Source organism: Chitinophaga sp. 9-1-y (assembly GCF_059511905.2).
In genome coordinates this window covers 1,376,645-1,393,433 of sequence record NZ_CM197955.1, presented here as the reverse complement: position 1 = coordinate 1,393,433, position 16,789 = coordinate 1,376,645, and the positions used below count along the sequence as shown (strand labels likewise).

General features: G+C 48.2%; 10 protein-coding genes. 6 read left to right on the top strand and 4 right to left on the bottom strand.

The genetic code is table 11. The features are described 5' to 3' along the window. Positions 1–76: 76 nt before the first annotated feature. The 3 genes from AC5ZC7_RS05510 to AC5ZC7_RS05500 form a co-directional block, all read right to left on the bottom strand. The gene (locus tag AC5ZC7_RS05510; protein ID WP_496160593.1) at positions 77–679 is read right to left on the bottom strand and encodes a sigma-70 family RNA polymerase sigma factor; all 603 of its coding nucleotides are present in this window, start codon (positions 677–679) and stop codon (positions 77–79) included. 459 nt (positions 680–1,138) lie between these two features. Continuing rightward, a complete protein-coding gene (locus AC5ZC7_RS05505) occupies positions 1,139–1,690 on the bottom strand; it encodes a hypothetical protein (RefSeq protein ID WP_496160594.1) in 552 nt (183 codons plus the stop codon). Between the two features lie 80 nt (positions 1,691–1,770). After that, entirely contained in the window at positions 1,771–2,418 is a 648-nt protein-coding gene (locus AC5ZC7_RS05500) for an NAD(P)-binding domain-containing protein (RefSeq protein ID WP_496160595.1), read from the bottom strand. 224 nt (positions 2,419–2,642) lie between these two features. On the opposite strand from AC5ZC7_RS05500, the gene AC5ZC7_RS05495 reads away from it, so the two are divergent. The 6 genes from AC5ZC7_RS05495 to AC5ZC7_RS05470 all read left to right on the top strand — a co-directional run bounded on the left by AC5ZC7_RS05495 (position 2,643) and on the right by AC5ZC7_RS05470 (position 15,677). Next, positions 2,643–6,701: a two-component regulator propeller domain-containing protein gene (locus AC5ZC7_RS05495; RefSeq protein WP_496160596.1), complete on the top strand. Its 4,059-nt coding sequence runs from the start codon at positions 2,643–2,645 to the stop codon at positions 6,699–6,701. A gap of 248 nt (positions 6,702–6,949) precedes the next feature. Then, complete coding sequence (locus AC5ZC7_RS05490) at positions 6,950–10,030, top strand: SusC/RagA family TonB-linked outer membrane protein (protein WP_496160597.1); 3,081 nt, start codon at positions 6,950–6,952, stop codon at positions 10,028–10,030. A 28-nt stretch (positions 10,031–10,058) separates the two neighbouring features. Further along, positions 10,059–11,558 (top strand): RagB/SusD family nutrient uptake outer membrane protein, encoded by a 1,500-nt coding sequence (locus AC5ZC7_RS05485; RefSeq protein ID WP_496160598.1) that lies wholly within the window; start codon positions 10,059–10,061, stop codon positions 11,556–11,558. A 78-nt stretch (positions 11,559–11,636) separates the two neighbouring features. Beyond that, the gene (locus AC5ZC7_RS05480; RefSeq protein ID WP_496160599.1) at positions 11,637–12,686 is read left to right on the top strand and encodes a glycoside hydrolase family 130 protein; all 1,050 of its coding nucleotides are present in this window, start codon (positions 11,637–11,639) and stop codon (positions 12,684–12,686) included. Positions 12,687–12,692: 6 nt separating this feature from the next. Then, positions 12,693–13,955: an MFS transporter gene (locus AC5ZC7_RS05475; RefSeq protein ID WP_496160600.1), complete on the top strand. Its 1,263-nt coding sequence runs from the start codon at positions 12,693–12,695 to the stop codon at positions 13,953–13,955. A gap of 12 nt (positions 13,956–13,967) precedes the next feature. Next, positions 13,968–15,677: a hypothetical protein gene (locus AC5ZC7_RS05470; RefSeq protein ID WP_496160601.1), complete on the top strand. Its 1,710-nt coding sequence runs from the start codon at positions 13,968–13,970 to the stop codon at positions 15,675–15,677. A 93-nt stretch (positions 15,678–15,770) separates the two neighbouring features. On the opposite strand, the gene AC5ZC7_RS05465 is transcribed toward AC5ZC7_RS05470, so the two are convergent. Further along, positions 15,771–16,757 carry a redoxin family protein gene (locus AC5ZC7_RS05465; RefSeq protein WP_496160602.1) on the bottom strand — a complete coding sequence of 329 codons (987 nt, stop codon included), beginning with the start codon at positions 16,755–16,757 and terminating at the stop codon, positions 15,771–15,773. Positions 16,758–16,789: the final 32 nt, after the last annotated feature.

The window sequence follows — 16,789 nt, the reverse complement described above, 5'->3', positions numbered from 1 at the left end:
TACTTTTATGGATCGGGTGTACCTGCTTGTAGAGATAAGACGTAACACAGAAATGATACTCCCGAAAAAAACAAGATTATTTTTCAAAATACAGGCATATAGCTACCAGTAACCATTCCGTGAGATACCCTTTCTGGTTCAGGTAATCCCGGATCTGGTTCAGTGCAAGTGTGATGAGGTTGGCCACCGTTTTTTTAGACAGCTGCATTTGTGCCGCAATCTGATCATGTGTAAGCCCGTTGTTACGGCTCAGGAGAAAGGCTTCCCGTTGTTTTGCGGGCAATGTATGCAATGCTGCCTGCACCAGGTCGGCCGTTTCTTTGTTATGCAATAATTCTTCCTGGGGTGGGTGCCCGGGTATATCCATGTCCGGATGCAGTGTGCGGAGCAGCAACTGCCGTTTGCTTTGCCGCATGGTATTAATAATTTCATGACGCACCATCGTCATAAAGTAGGCCCTGAAATCCTTCCATTCATGAATGCTTTCTTTCTTAAGCCAGAGCTTTACAAATACTTCCTGGATGGTATCCTCAGCCAGGGCAGGAGATTTTAAAAACGATAAAGCAAGCGAGTACACCTCATTCCAGTAATGCCGGTATAATTGCGCATAGGCCAGTTCATCACCGTCCGCAATAGCATTAAGGAATTCCTTCTCGTTGTATGAAGAAATATCCGACAAATAAAATTGATTTAAAAAAATTTGACAACCCTGTATTCTTATCCCCGATAGCGTTGCTTCACCTTATTTTAATGATCTCTTCTTTCTGCTTGCAATATAATAATATCAGGCTGATAAAATAGAATGAAAAGGTTTGTTTCCTTTTTCCTCAAAACAACTCACCATTCATTCTCCGCGTAAAATACAATTGCCGCAAACCTTTACCCCTGGCTATTCTCCTCTTTTAAAAAAAGATATTGTTTTTTCGGGACTATCATTGATCATTCACGTCTTATGTACGGGTATTCACCGGTTGTTGATAAACAACGGGAGAAGAATACTTGTGTGGTGTATCCATTTAATGATAGAAGCCGGGGAAAGTATGCCCCGGTAAAGAAAAAAGGACAAACCGGATTTCATCCCCGTTTGTCCCTTACATATTTTTATGAATGATGCTGAAGCATCAGCTATTGCATATAGTTACCATTGCCCATGTCCGCCTACCGGAGAAAATGCCGGAGAAGACATTGGTGCATAAAAAGGAGAATACCCGTTGTAAGTACCTCTACCTACGCCCACACTACCAGAAATAGAAAATGTTCTGTCATTGCTGATATACATCACTCCTATTTTTGCATCTGACCAGGCGGAGAAATTGTTGGTCTGCATCCAGCTATTACCACCCTTGTTCATGGCAGGTTGGTAAAACACGCTATTGGAGCGAAATACCGCTGGTGTGGCCGATATGGCGCCAAAAGCAAACAAGTTATTCGTCAACTGACGGTTCAGCTGCAACGACAATGGCACTGATAAGAAAGAACCACCCCCTCCTTTAAATGCTACAAAGCCGGCAGAAACGCCCGCATATTTTGTAACAAACCATTTCCTGGGAGCACGACTGGTATCATTTACGGGTTGCACGCGATTGAAGCCAGATTCCCAGCGGTTCATAGCACCGAAAGTCGAATCTGTCTGCGCTTTTACAGCCAAACCCGACATTAAAACAGCAGCAAGAAAAATTATCCGTAACATATGGATAAAGATAAGCATCCTTTTTTTATTAAAATGCTAATAGAATCATAATATGAGGAGTGAATCATCCGGTAATAAACCTACGACTTCAACAACTTAAACGCATGACTCCAGCTATTATGCAAAAAACCGGGGATACACCATAACATACAAAGCGGCTCTATTGCCCTGGCAGCCGCTGCTACCCCCATATCTTCCGTTTCCCAGCCAAAATCCGTTAGTATCCCCGTTACGGTTGTTTTGGCAGCAGCATCGTTGCCACAAATAAACATAGTAGGTATACCACCGGGTAGCTGCGGTTTATACATCAACGTATTCCCTACGCTGTTAAATGCTTTTACCACATGGGCCTTGGGGATAATCTCCTGGATCTTTTCCATCAGTGAACTATTTTGCGCTGTAAAAAATTTCAGCACCCCATTTTCCGGTGGTGGCCCCTCAATCGGGTTGGTTGTATCAATCACCACTTTACCAGAGAAGTTGGCAACACCAGCTTGTGCTACTGCCGATTCCGCAACACCACCGGCTACACAAAGAATCAATAATTCACCAAATTGCGCAGCCGCTTCAAAGGTGCCTGTTTGTCCTTTAGGATTTTTATTCTTCCATGCCTGTACAGTGTCTTTTTCAAGGTGGCGGGTACCCAGCATTACATTGTGCCCTTCCGTTAAAAATGCGGTTCCAAGCGTTTGGCCAACTTCGCCGGAGCCAATTACACCAATTTTCATTATTGCAAGTTTTTGAGGATTTTTTTGTAATACGTATTGGTCATCGTAGAGGAATGCCGGTCTGCATATTACTGCCAGAACTGTAAGTATGGAGAAGATACGAATTTAGTACCGATAATTTAAGCGCGGCGCCCGCTCCATTCATACATTCCCTCCTCCCTCCCACACAAAAATTTAGTACCTTAACGGATGGCGACGGCCATGCCATCGTAAACCAGCACGTTATGAAGCGATTGTTCCTGATCTGTACCCTGCTGATCTGTCTATTCTCCTGTGCATCCGCTGCTTCGGCGGGTGATACAGCATCTTACTATACCCAACAACTGGATAACCGCAACGGGCTTTCCAACAGTGCCGTTAACGCCCTGTTCCTGGATTCCGATCAGCTACTATGGGCCGCTACCTGGGATGGGCTGAATATGTACGATGGCACCGCATTCCACATATTTAACTATAGTAAAGATAACCCGCTGCACAGCATCGGTAACAACGTAGTACTCCAGGTATTGGAAGACAGCCGGCGACATATCTGGCTCAGTACCATCGAAGGCGTATCCCGGTATGACAAACGAAGCGGAAAATTTTATCATTACTTTTACAGCCGCCAGCAACACAGTCGTATCAGTGAACAGGAATACCGGCTCATGGCCGATACTGCCGGACAGCTGTACTGCCTGAGCCTACAGGAAGGCCTTACACGCTACAACGCAGCAGCAGATTCCTTCACAGTTTGCCCCCTTCCCGCGGGTAATAGCCGCATCAGCAAAGCCGTATTCGACGGCGCCAACCACCTGTGGGTACTCCGCAGCGATGGCAGCCTGGAAATATATGCCGACTGGCAGGCACAATGGCCCCTGTTACAACGTTACACAAATGTACAGGCCCTGTTTGCCGTGAATGGCAGGATTTTCTTTACCACTACCACGCATGAACTGATGGCCGTATCACCCGGCACGCACCAGGCACAACTGCAAACGCAGCTCCCGCATGCCGTAAATGCCATGACCATCTATAATCAACATTACCTGCTGGCCTGGACCACACAGGGATTCGGAGAGTACAACGCACAGTTCCAACCTACGCATCTTTTTCCGGAAGCCACCCGGCAACTACAGGACATGAAAATCACATCCTGGACTACCAGCCATGAACAGGTGCTGTGGTGCGGTACCGATGGCAATGGCATCATTAAAATATATCCGCAAACAAAATATTTTGGTACCGTAAACCGCAATACCGGCGGCGCCGCTTTTAATAAGCCCATACGAGCCTTCTGCGCCAATGGCAACGACCTTTGGGTGGGCACTAAAGGTAGTGGCATTATCTCCTTAACCAACTTTATCCGGCAACCCGCCACCTCCCGTCAGCAGCTGTTTTCAACAGAACTGGATGATAATTCCGTTTTTGCCCTTGCTCCCGGCATGGATAGCATGATCTTTATAGGCACAGATGCCAAAGGACTCGCTATTTATGACCAGCTGCATAAACATTTCATTTCCTGGCAAGCGGTAACCGGTAGTAATAAAGTGCCTGTATTTGGCTCTGTATATGCCATATTACCAGACACCGACAGTTCCCTCTGGCTGGGTACCAGCGGATATGGGCTCATACACCTTCGTATTCAGCGGCAGGGAGCTGCATTGGCAGTTACCGCTTTCCGGCAATATACTTTCAACGGCAGCAACAGCGGCCCTGCCAACGATATCATTTATTCGCTGGCACCCGGGCCTGACAACTCCCTGTGGATAGGCTGCCGCTACGGTGGACTCAACCTGTTCAATAAAAGCCGGCAGAAATTCCAGTTGTTTAAAGCCTTTAGTTATGACGGTGGCCTGTCACATAATGATGTACTGGCACTTTACCGCGATACCCAACAACGGCTATGGATAGGTACCAGTTATGGATTGAATTGCCTGGCAGAGAAAGATATCCATCAGGCCAGGCCGGCATTTACCCGGTACAATACCGGTAACGGCCTGCCTAACAATACCATTCATGCTATTACACAGGATAACGACGGACTCATATGGGTAAGCACCAATAAAGGATTGGCGCGCATCAATCCCGCAACTACAGAGATATCACATTTCCAGGAGGCCGATGGATTACAAAGCAACGAATTCAGCGATGGCGCCGTGTGGAAAGATCCCGGCGGCCGCCTTTATTTTGGCGGCATCTATGGCTTCAATTATTTTATTTCCACCAATATACAGGAACGCCGCGTATACCCCAACCTGCTGATATCAGGACTACAACTGGCCGGTAAAACAAACGAGAACGGACTACTGGTATTGCAGCCAGGGCAATATAACGCCACCGCCTATACGCTGGCAAGACGCGATAACTTTTTCGAATTGCAGGGCAAGGCAGTAAGTTTTCTGCATGCAGAAAAATGTGAGTACGCCTGGCTGCTGGAAGGCTACGATAAAACCTGGCAATACATGGGCGGTAACGGCCGGATCGCCTATAGCAATGTTCCCCCGGGCAAGTATACACTAAAAGTAAAATGGAGTAATGGAGAAGGTGTATGGACGCCACCCAGCGTACTGCTGACACTTACCATACAACAATATTTCTGGCTCACCTGGCCGGCCTTCTTGTTGTACCTGTTGCTGGCAGGCGGCGCCGGTACTGCATTCTGGCTATACCGGAAAAATAAGCTGGAAATGAAACACCAGCTGGAGATGGAACACCTGTTGCGTAAAAAAGAAGAAGAAGTACACGAAGAACAACTTCGCTTTTTCACCAACATTGCACACGAACTGCAAACACCCCTTACGTTAATTGTAGGTGCAGCAGAACGCAGCCGCGAGCAACCCGGCGATCCTTATCACCAGGCACTTGTACATCAGCATGCTTCCCGGCTGACCTACCTGGTGCAACAACTCCTTGAGTTCAGAAGGGCCGAAGCCGGCTTCCTGGAAAACGAATACGCTCCGCTGCATATTTCCGCCCTGCTGGAAAATATTGCCGCTTTATTCAAACCCATGTGCCAGCAAAAAGCACTGCGCTTTGAAACCGATATTGCACCAGCCATGATAGCCGCTATGGATAAAGATAAACTGGAGAAAATCCTGTTTAACCTGCTGAGCAATGCCTGTAAATATACCAGCCGCGGAGAAACCATCCTGTTCCGCGCCCATCAAACACACAACTGCCTGGACCTCTATGTATATAATTCTGGTACTCACATCCCGGCTACCCAACTGGAAAACCTCTTTACCCGTTTTTTCAGTACCGCCACCGCCACACATGGAAAGTTTGGCACCGGTATCGGACTGGCTTTCACCCAACAAATGGTACACTTGCTCCAGGGCAGCATCCGCGCAGTGAATGAAAACAAAGGCGTGGCCTTTTATGTACAGCTCCCTCTTTCTTCGCCGGCACAACAAACAGCGCCAGCCAATCCCGTTCCTTCTTACCTGTTGCAGTCTATTACAGCGCAGCTGCTGCCACAGGCACCGTCCATAATAGATCCTAACAAGTTATCCCGTATCCAGAGCGTGCAGGAAGCGGGTAAAAAAAGTATTTTGTTAGTGGAAGATGAATACGCCATCCGGCAATTATTAAAAGACCTGTTGGCCGATCACTATATTATTTATGAAGCCGGTAATGGCAACGAAGCGCTGGAACTGATCCGCCAAACCCTGCCCGACCTGATCATCAGCGATATCATGATGCCCGATATGAACGGCCTGGAACTGTGCGACAAAGTGAAAAATGCGGCCAGTACCTGCCATATTCCTTTTATTATCTTGTCGGCCCGCGGCACCATCGACCAGCAAACAGAAGGGTACGAAGCCGGCGCAGATGCCTATCTCCCCAAACCCTTTCATGCCACTCATTTACAGGTAAGGGTACGCAAACTGCTGGAGTATCGCCAACGCCTGCACGAAATTTTCAAGAGAGACCACCCGCTGGGACAACTCGATGAAACCGGTATGCCAGACGCCGATAAACAATTCCTGCAGGAACTGGTACAGGTAATTGAAGAACGGATAGATGAAGAAGGACTCAACGCTGAAGCATTGGAAAAACACCTGCTCCTCAGCAAAATGCAGTTATACCGGAAACTGAAAACACTCACCAATATGACACCGGCAGAATTCATCCGTTATATCCGGTTAAAACAAGCCGCACAACTCCTGGTAAAAACCCAACTCACCGTAGCCGAAATTTTTTATAAAACCGGTTTTAATAACCAATCCTATTTCTTCCGTGAGTTTAAAAAGATGTATCAATGTTCTCCCAACGAATACCGCGAACAACAAACCATGGTGTAGTAAGACACATTATGCAATATATTGATTATCAATAAATAATAACCTAAAATCCCTACAACTGTACAGTCCTTTGCAACTATAGTACAGTCCCTTCCTGTTCCTTACGCCTATCTTTAGCTCATCAAAATCAATCAAAAAATTAATTCAACGTATGAAAAAACAGGAGATGCACCACCTGTAAATTCCATTCAAATCCAACGTTAAATACATTTTTAAAACCGGTTCACGGAACCTTTAAATTCTTACGAATGAAAAACTGGACACAACTAATGTCAGCTGCCATACTGCTGCTGTTACTTAGCGGGGCTACCTATGCCCAGGTTAAAGTAAGCGGCCGTGTAAGCGATGCACAAGGTGGCGCCCTCCCCGGCGTGACCGTGATACAGTCTAATACCAAAAATGGGGCTGTTTCAGGGGTGGACGGCAGTTACAGCATTACCCTCAGTGGCAATGGCCCTGTTACTCTGCAATTCTCTTTTATGGGATTTCTCACCCAAACAGTTCCCTACTCCGGCAGCGGCCCCCTTGATGTGACCCTGCAAAGAGATGAAGTAGCCCTGAAAGATGTGGTAGTCATCGGCTATGGCACGCAACGAAGAAGCCAGGTAACGGGCGCCATCTCCTCTATAGACGGGAAAAGCCTGGCTAAAACACAGGCCGTAGATCTCAGCACAGCCCTGCAGGGACAAGCTTCCGGCGTTTCTGTGACCTCCCCCACCGGCGCCCCCGGTACGGAAGCCGTGGTACGCATCAGGGGTATAGGCTCCCTCAGCCAAAGCAGTAACCCGCTCTATATTATTGACGGTGTACCCATGAATAGCGGGCTGAATACCATTTCTCCCAACGACATCGCCTCTATTGAAGTACTCAAGGATGCCGCAGCAGCAGCCATTTATGGCTCCCGTGCGGCCAACGGCGTTATACTGGTGACCACTAAAACAGGACAAGCCGGTAAAAACGAAATCAATCTCGACATCGCCTATGGCATCGCCAATGCCAGCGGGCTGCCGCGTATGCTCAGCACCAGCCAGTTTATTGAACTGCAAAATGAGGCGTTTACCAACGACGGCGCTACCACCCGCAACCAGGACGACCCTTCCAAATTGCCCAACACCAACTGGCTGAACGCAATCTTCCGCCAGGCCCTCACCCAACGATATAACCTGGCCTTTTCAGGCGGCTCCGATAAAACCCGCTACTACCTGGCAGGGAACGTGGTTAACCAGGATGGTACCATCGTAAACTCCAACTTCAAACGATATGGACTCCGCTCTAATGTAAGCAGTGAAGTAAAAAGCTGGCTGCGCGTAGGAGAAAACATGAACCTCACCTACGACCGTACCCAGGAAATAGGCGCCTCCGGCGATGGCGCCCGCCCTGGCAGCCTGCCGGGCGTAGTTCGCTATGCATTGATCCGGCCTAACGCCATTCCGCTCTATGATGATAAAACCGGTTTCTATACCGACCTGCCGCCTGCCGGTCTCTATAAAAATGCTTTGTTATATGGAGATGGAAAAAACCCACTGGCCATCGCCGATTACCGCACCCGCACCATGAGCAAATACCGCCTGCTGGGTAATGTGTTTGCCGAAGCATACTTCCTGAAAGATTTTAAACTGCGCACCGATCTGGGTACCGATTTCTTTGTCACTGAACAACAGCAATACAGCGGACAAATACCCGGCGACCGCACATTAATGCAGGATAAAGACAAAGGACTCGATAAATACCGCAATCGCTATACTACTTATAACTGGACCAATGTGCTCAGTTATAATCACCTCTTCAACGAAAAGCATAATGTAGGTGTAACACTGGGCACTGAATATATTTCTTCCAAGGTAGATTATCTCTCTGCCTCCCGCAACGGCTACGATAACCGCGCCGATGCCTCTCCCAGCCTGCGCTACCTCGACTATGGCTCCGGTCAGCAATTTAATGGCGGCAACCTGGAAGAATGGGGATTGATGTCGTACTTCGGCAGGGTTACCTATGCCTACGATAACAAATACATGCTCAACGCCAACATGCGTACGGATGCCTCCTCCCGTTTTGGCGCAGATCACCGCTGGGGTTATTTCCCTTCTTTCTCCGCCGGATGGAACATTGCGCATGAAAACTTTATGAAAGACATCACCTGGCTGAGTGACCTCAAAATCCGCGGTGGCTGGGGACAACTGGGCAACCAGGATATTGGCCTCTATCCATTTGCCACCATCTACTCTACCACCAATAATATTTTACAGGTGATCAGTCGCGGTAACCCCGATGTAAAATGGGAAACCACCACCCAATCTAATATCGGTGTGGATGCAGGTTTTCTGAAAGGCGCCCTGACGCTGAGTGTGGACTACTTTAATAAACAATCTTCTGATATCCTCATACAGTTGCCTTCTTCCTATACCAATGGGGATGCAGCGCCACCGTATGTGAACGGCGCTAAAATGAGTAATAAAGGACTTGAAATTACCGCTGCCTACAAACAGTCCCTGCAGAAAGATCTCTCTTTTAATATAACCGCTAACGTTACCACCCTGCGTAACAAGGTAGTGTCGTTATACAAAGGTCGCGAGCAAATCTTTTCTGCCGGCTCCGGTCGTGTAATCCTGCGGGAAGGCCAGCCTATCAGCTCTTTCTACGGTTACAAAACCAATGGCATTTTCCAGAACGCGCAGGACGTTGCCAACTATAAAAACAGCAAAGGAGAATTATACCAGCCCAATGCCCAACCCGGCGACATCCGTTTTGTTGACTACAATAACGATGGGAAGGTGGATGATGCAGACCGGACTATTATCGGCAATCCTAACCCTAAACTGCTCTACAGCCTGAATGCAGGTATCAGCTACAAACAATTTGACCTCTCGCTGTTCTTCAATGGTGTACAGGGCAACCAGATCTACAATGAAGTAGATAATATCATTAACAGCTTCGATGGAAGAGGATTTAATAATAAAGAAGATTTCTATAAAGAACGTTGGCACGGCGAAGGCACTAGCAATAAAACGCCCAGGGCCACCTTCCTGGATCCCAACAACAACCGCCGCACCTCCGACCGCTATGTGGAAAATGGCAGCTACCTGCGGCTTAAAAACGTGATGCTGGGATATACCTTGTCGCCTGTGCTGCTGAAACGTATCGGCTTTAGCAATGCACGCATCTACGCCAGCGCACAAAACCTGTTTACCATCACTAAATATGGTGGCATGGATCCGGAATTGTATACCAACGAGAACCTCGCCAACTACGGCGATATGGCCGTGGGTATTGACATGGGTACTTATCCGCCTTCCCGGACCTATACTTTCGGGATACAGTTCGGTTTCTAGGAATGCCATTCATTAAAATCAACACACCATGAAAAAACTAATTGTTATTATATCCGTTGCCGTTAGTATGATCGCTTGTACCAAGCAGCTGGAAAAAAATCCACAGGGGAAACTAACCGGGGGGAATGTATTTACAGAAGCCAATGATTTTGTGATGGCGACGGATGCTGCTTACCTGCCGCTGACCAACCGTTTCCGCGGCGACTGGGGCTGGGACGACGGCAGCAGTATACCGCGCGACTGGGTAATAGGCGACCTGATGAGTGATGATGCCGTAAAAGGCGGTGGTAGTTTGGGCGACCAGGAAGATATGCGACGGATGCAGACCTTCAGCATCTTCCCTGAAAACAATAATGTGCTGGGTATCTGGCGTTTTAACTACAAAGGCGTGGATGCCTGTAACACGCTACTGGCACAGGATGGCGCCAACGTTCCCGGGCTTGATCCGGCGTTGCTGAAACGGATGAAGGGCGAAGCCTATTTCCTGCGCGCCTTCTATTACTTCCGGTTAGTGCTCAACTTCGGCGATATTCCTTTGCTGGTACCGGAAAAAAAGATGACGGACAACACCGTGCGTACGCCCGTAGCCCAGGTATATGAACAGATAGAAAGTGACCTTACACAGGCCCTCAGTAGGCTGCCGCCCAGTTACGATGCCGATAACTACCAACGGGCTACTACCGGCGCCGCACATGCGTTGCTGGCTAAAACCTACCTGTACCGGCAGCGTTGGCAGGATTGTTTGAACCAGGTAGCTGAAGTAGAAAAAGGTAATTACCAGTTGCTGGATCATTATGAAGATAATTTTAACGGCGTGGGAGAAAAAAGCGGTGAGATCATTTTTGCGGCCCGTCATGATGCCGGCAAAGTTCCTTCCCAGGGATCTGTGCTGAATGCCGTATTTGCGCCACAGGGAAAAGGCTGGGGCTTTGAAATTCCCACAAAAGACCTGGTAGATGCCTTTGAAACCGGTGATCCGCGCAGGGGCGCCACCCTTTTCCAGGCAGGCGACAAATACCTCGATGGCAGTAACTATGATCCCGCATGGTCACCTGTTACCGGTTTTAATATGCGCAAGTTTATGAGTAATGTAAACCCCATCGATGATGGCGGTGTTGACTTTGTATATATCCGTTTGGGAGATGTGATACTGTGGAAAGCTGAATGTCACGCCAACCTGGGCGCATTGCCGGAAGCACGCACCGACCTCGAAAGGATACGGGCACGGGCACGCAAGTACGCAATTAACCCGGCAACCAATTTACCCGCCGTTACCACCAACGATAAAGCAGCGCTCCTTTCCGCCATTCAGCATGAAAGACGCGTAGAACTGGCCATGGAAGGCCATCGTTATTATGACCTGGTGAGATGGAATCTCGCACAGACCGTACTTGCCAAAGCTCCTGATGCCTATCCCCTGAAAGGATACAAGGACCATGGTAACGGCTGGCAACCTTTTAATAAGCTATTACCTATTCCTCAACGGGAAGCAGACTTATTAAAACTTACGCAAAACACCGGCTATTAACCCGCTTTACTGAACACGGAAACTTGTTTGTTGTCCGCAGCACTGCAAACAACAAACAAGTACCTTAAGCATCTTCACATGAAACCAGTCACCATCCACCGCTTTGCGGAAAATCCATTGCTAACACCCGCAGATGTGCAGCCCAGCAGGCCGGGCCTGGAAGTGGCCTGTTTGCTGAATCCGGGCGTTTTTGAATACGACAACAAAATATGGCTCATCATCCGCGTAGCAGAAAGGCCACAACAACAGCTGGATATCATTTCTTTCCCCGTATTACAGAACGGCGGAATCACTATTATAGAGATCTTAAAAAATGATCCCCACCTCGACGCCACCGACCCGCGGGTACTACGTTACAAAGGTGACGATTACCTGACCACCCTCTCCCATCTCCGGCTGTTTTGCAGCGAAGACGGTATTCACTTCCACGAACCGGAAGGCTATCCCCAGCTACATGGAGAAGGACCACTGGAAGCCTTTGGGCTGGAAGATTGCCGGGTAACAAAAATAAACGACGTTTATTATCTCACTTTCACGGCCGTATCATCAAACGGGGTAGGCGTAGGCATGCGTACTACGCGCGACTGGAAAGCATTTTCGGAACCCTCCATGATCATTCCGCCACATAATAAGGACTGCACCCTATTTGATGAAAAAATAAACGGGAAATACTATGCGCTGCACCGCCCCAGCAGCGTAGATCTTGGTGGCAACTACATCTGGCTGGCACAATCACCCGATGGAGAACATTGGGGTAAACATCAATGCCTGGTCCGTACCCGCCCCGGCTATTGGGACAGCGCCCGGGTGGGCGCAGGTGCAGCCCCTATTAAAACAGCTGCCGGATGGCTGGAAATATACCACGGCGCCAACGCTCATCATCAGTACGGACTAGGCGCTATTCTGCTGGACCTGAACGATCCCGCTAAAGTGCTGGCCCGCAGTGAAGATCCGATCATGATACCGGAAGCCCCCTACGAACTCACCGGCTTTTTTGGCCAGGTAGTTTTTACCAACGGGCATATTGTGAAAGACGATACACTCACTATTTATTATGGCGCTGCCGACGAAGTAGTATGCGCTGCCCGGCTTTCTGTCCGGGACATACTTTCATCCTTAAAAAGTTAACCGCTTATGCTCCGGAATCTTTCTGCAGAAATAAAACATTTTAACCAGCAGCCACACGACTTCCGTATACTGGTACTCACCAACATGATTTATGCACTGGTGCTACCCGTCATTGACATCTTCGTGGCTGCCTATGTGATGCGTAACTCCAACGACCCTACGAAAGTAGTGATCTACCAGTTAACGATTTACACTGGCATTCCACTGACATTTTTATTAAACGGTTTTTTACTGAACCGCTTCCATATTAAAACATTGTATTCCGCCGGCATGCTGCTGAGTGGGGTATCTATGATCGTGATGATGTCGCTGAAAACGCTTGACCTCACCGGTATTGGGATAGCAGGTATTATTATGGGCATGTCGTTCGGCTTTTACTGGGCCAACCGCGACTACCTGGCGTTATCCATCACCAATGATCAGAACCGCAATTATTACTATGGCCTGGAAACATTTTTTTATACCATCATCGCCGTAATAATACCTATTTGCATTGGCTGGTTTATAGAATCGGGGGGGGAAACCTTTGTTAACAACGCCTACCGCATCATTACGGGGCTGGTGTTTGTGATTACCGTACTGGCGTCCATTGTATGCTTCCGGGGGCATTTCCAGAACCCGGATAAAAAAACATTCCTGTACCTGCGCTTCCATCCCTATTGGCGTAAACTATTGGTGTTGGCCTCCCTGAAAGGACTGGCGCAGGGATACCTCGTAACTGCACCAGCGATGCTGATCATGTTACTGCTGGGAAAAGAAGGCGCATTAGGCACTGCCCAATCGGTGGGCGCCATCATTGCCGCGGTATTGATGTATATTATAGGCAGGGCCGCTAAGCCAGAACACCGCATCACCATTTTTGCAGGAGGACTTATTTGTTTTGCACTGGCCGCCATTTTCAACGGCGCCTTTTACAATGCTACCGGTGTGGTGATTTTTATGTTGTTCCTATTGCTCGCCAAACCATTACTGGACATGGCCTATTTTCCAATTCAGTTCAGTGTGATTGACATTCTTTCAAAAAAAGAAAAACGCAATGAATACGCTTATATTCTCAATCATGAAATAGGACTCTATGCAGGCCGCTTCCTGGGCGCCGGTACCTTTATTTTCCTGGCATATTACTTTTCCACAGAAGTAGCGCTTCGTTATGCCATCATCATTATTGCCGTATTACAACTGCTTTCTATTGTAGTAGGCAAAACTATTATTAAAGAAGGGAAAGCGTTGATAAAAGAAATTGCTGAAAAAAACACGATAGTGATATAAATTGTATACAGCATGGTAAAACTAATAACAACGGGTATTGCGCTTTGCTTAATGTGGATGGCCTGTAAAACAACGACACCTCCCACACCGGTAACACAGCGCCACCTGCTCCGACTGGATTCCATGGCCGATGTGCCGCAACCACTGCAAATCATTGACTGGTACACCCTGGCCCGGCAGTTCGACAGCACCGCTTATAACTTTAATACTACCGGTCCGCACTGGCCACTGGTATGGTGGGACAGCAGCCGGCATAATTTTGATCAGCCGGTAGTAGGTCTTTATACTGCCATGGATGACCAACGGCAAGGTCCTCAGCATAATAAAGGGATTTTTCATGAAGCGCTGGCTACTATGGGCGCCACGCTGGGAGCAACCTTGGTGGGTGTCGACAAAAGCAGGCAGGGCGATCTCAACTACGTGGCCATGCTAAAAAATTATTTCAACCGCGAAACCGGTTGGGATATCATGATGAATAATACCTGTCCGGAAGTAGCACAGCTGGGTGGCGGCTATGGCCGTGACTGGTGGTATGATGTATATCCAAACGTACTTTTTTATGGCATCTACGATCAGTATCCCAATACACCGGGTTTTGATACGCTGGCACGTCGCATCGCGGAAAAATTCTGTGCAGCAGATTCTGTGCTGAATGGCAACTATGATCATTCTTTTTTCGACTATGCACAACTGCAACCCAAAGACAATTGGATTTGTAAGCAACAGGACGCCGCGGCAGGTCATGCGTACGTATTATATGCTGCATACAAAAAGTTTGGTGATCCGCGCTACCTGCAACACGCCATCAAAGCACTGCAAACATTGGAGCAACAGCCACATAACACCAATTACGAAGTATTGATGCCTTTTGGCGCTTATATGGCTGCCAGGCTGAATGCCGAACAAGGCAAGCAGTTTGATGTACAAAAATTTATGGAATGGACATTTAACGGCAACCCCGAATGCCGCCTGGGTTGGGGAGTGCTGGTGGGCAACTGGAATGGTATTGATATCTCTGGTATTGTAGGCAGCACCACAGACAGGGGTGGATACGGTTTTCTCATGAATACCTTTGATGCCGCCTGGCCACTCGTAGCCATGGTACGTTATGATCCCTCCTATGCTGCCGCTGTTGGTAAATGGATGCTGAATGCCAGCAACGCCGCCCGTTTCTTTTACACCCAGTACATGCCGGATGATCATGAAACCATCCCCGAAAAAGCCGCTATTACCAAAGGTGTAATCGGCTACGAGGGTATTATTCATACGTCGTCTTACCCGCAGTATGCACACCTCAAAGCCCCGGTAGCACAGGGCGACGGACCACAATGGGCCAAAGGAAATCCAGATGTGTCCCAATTCAGTGTATATGGCAGCGGGCATGCAGGCATCTTCGGAAGTATTATCCGCACTACTGTTGTACCAGGTATATTACAACTGAATTTGCTGGCCACCGATTTTTTCAGGGAAAAGGCCTACCCTTCTTATCTCTACTATAATCCTTACCCGGAAGAAAAAAAGGTAACGGTAAATGCAGGTAATCAACCAGTAGATATCTACAACACGATTACCCAGCAGTTCATTGCACGCAAAGTGAAGCAGTCGTATGAGCTGGTATTGCCGGCACATAGCCCGGCGGTACTGGTATTCACACCCGCAGGCGGTAAAGTGAGCAGGGAAGGAAACAGGTTGTTGGTAGATGGGGTGACGGTTAGCTTTTAGCTTTTAGCCGTTAGCTTTTAGCTTTTAGCAAATGCAGCGAAGGACATGTTATGTTTATTTTCGCTGCATTTGCTAAAAGCTAACAGCTAAAAGCTATAACAATTCCCCGAGTATTTTTTCCAATTGATCTTTTTTGGAGTAGTCGAGCGAGGCGGCGATTTTTCCATCTTTCCCCATCACAATCACGTGAGGAATATAGAAGATATGCAATGCCTCTTTCACGCCCTTTCCATCCTGAAATCCGCCGGCTGCGAGCGTTTGGGTCCATTCCATTTTCAGCTCTTTCATGGCTTTATGCCATTTGTCTTTGTCGTCGTCTACTGAAATGCTCACAAATTGCACGCCCTTGGCTTTGTATTTCTTATAGTGCTCCCGCAGGGTAGGGATGTATGCACGGCAGGGCGAACACCAGCTGGCCCAGAAATCGAATACCACTATTTTGCCTGCGAAGCTTTTTACAGAAAAAGGGGATCCTTTGGCATCTATCATTGCCAGGTCTGGGAAAGCATTGCCGGCACTGGCTTTTGTTAATTTAGCGATGACAGCTTCCAGTCGCAGGCCGGACCAGGTATTCAAAGCTTCCTGATTCAACAGGGCGCGGGCCGCAGTGGCTCCTTCCAGCGTGCCGGTATGATCCCGCAGTGCCAGGTAAGCGGCCACTTCACTGTTGGGATGCAATGGGATATACTTCAATGAAGGGAGGTTCATTGCCAGGAATTGTTGCCAGTCATCATTCAATTTACCGCCTTTCAGTTGTGCACCGGACAACGAGTCAAGGCTACAATCCAGTGTGTAATTAGTATTTTCCAGGTATACCTGCATCGACCTGGTGCTTACTTTTATCTGCACCAGCGCCGGGTGCTCCAGCTTACCTGCGTAAATGAATTCCCCGTTGATGATGCGCACTTTCGGTGGTACTTCGGGATTCTTTTCATCTGCAGTAAGATGAACAAACTGCGTGATCTCCACGGCACCACTGATAACCCCGGTTACCTTTCCCTTGATCACAAACCCCTCTTCTGCAATGCTCAGTAGGGGTAAGAGTAACAGGAGCGCTATGTTTAATAATTGCCTTTTCATAACAGCCATGTTGTGATACAACGGCCCCACAC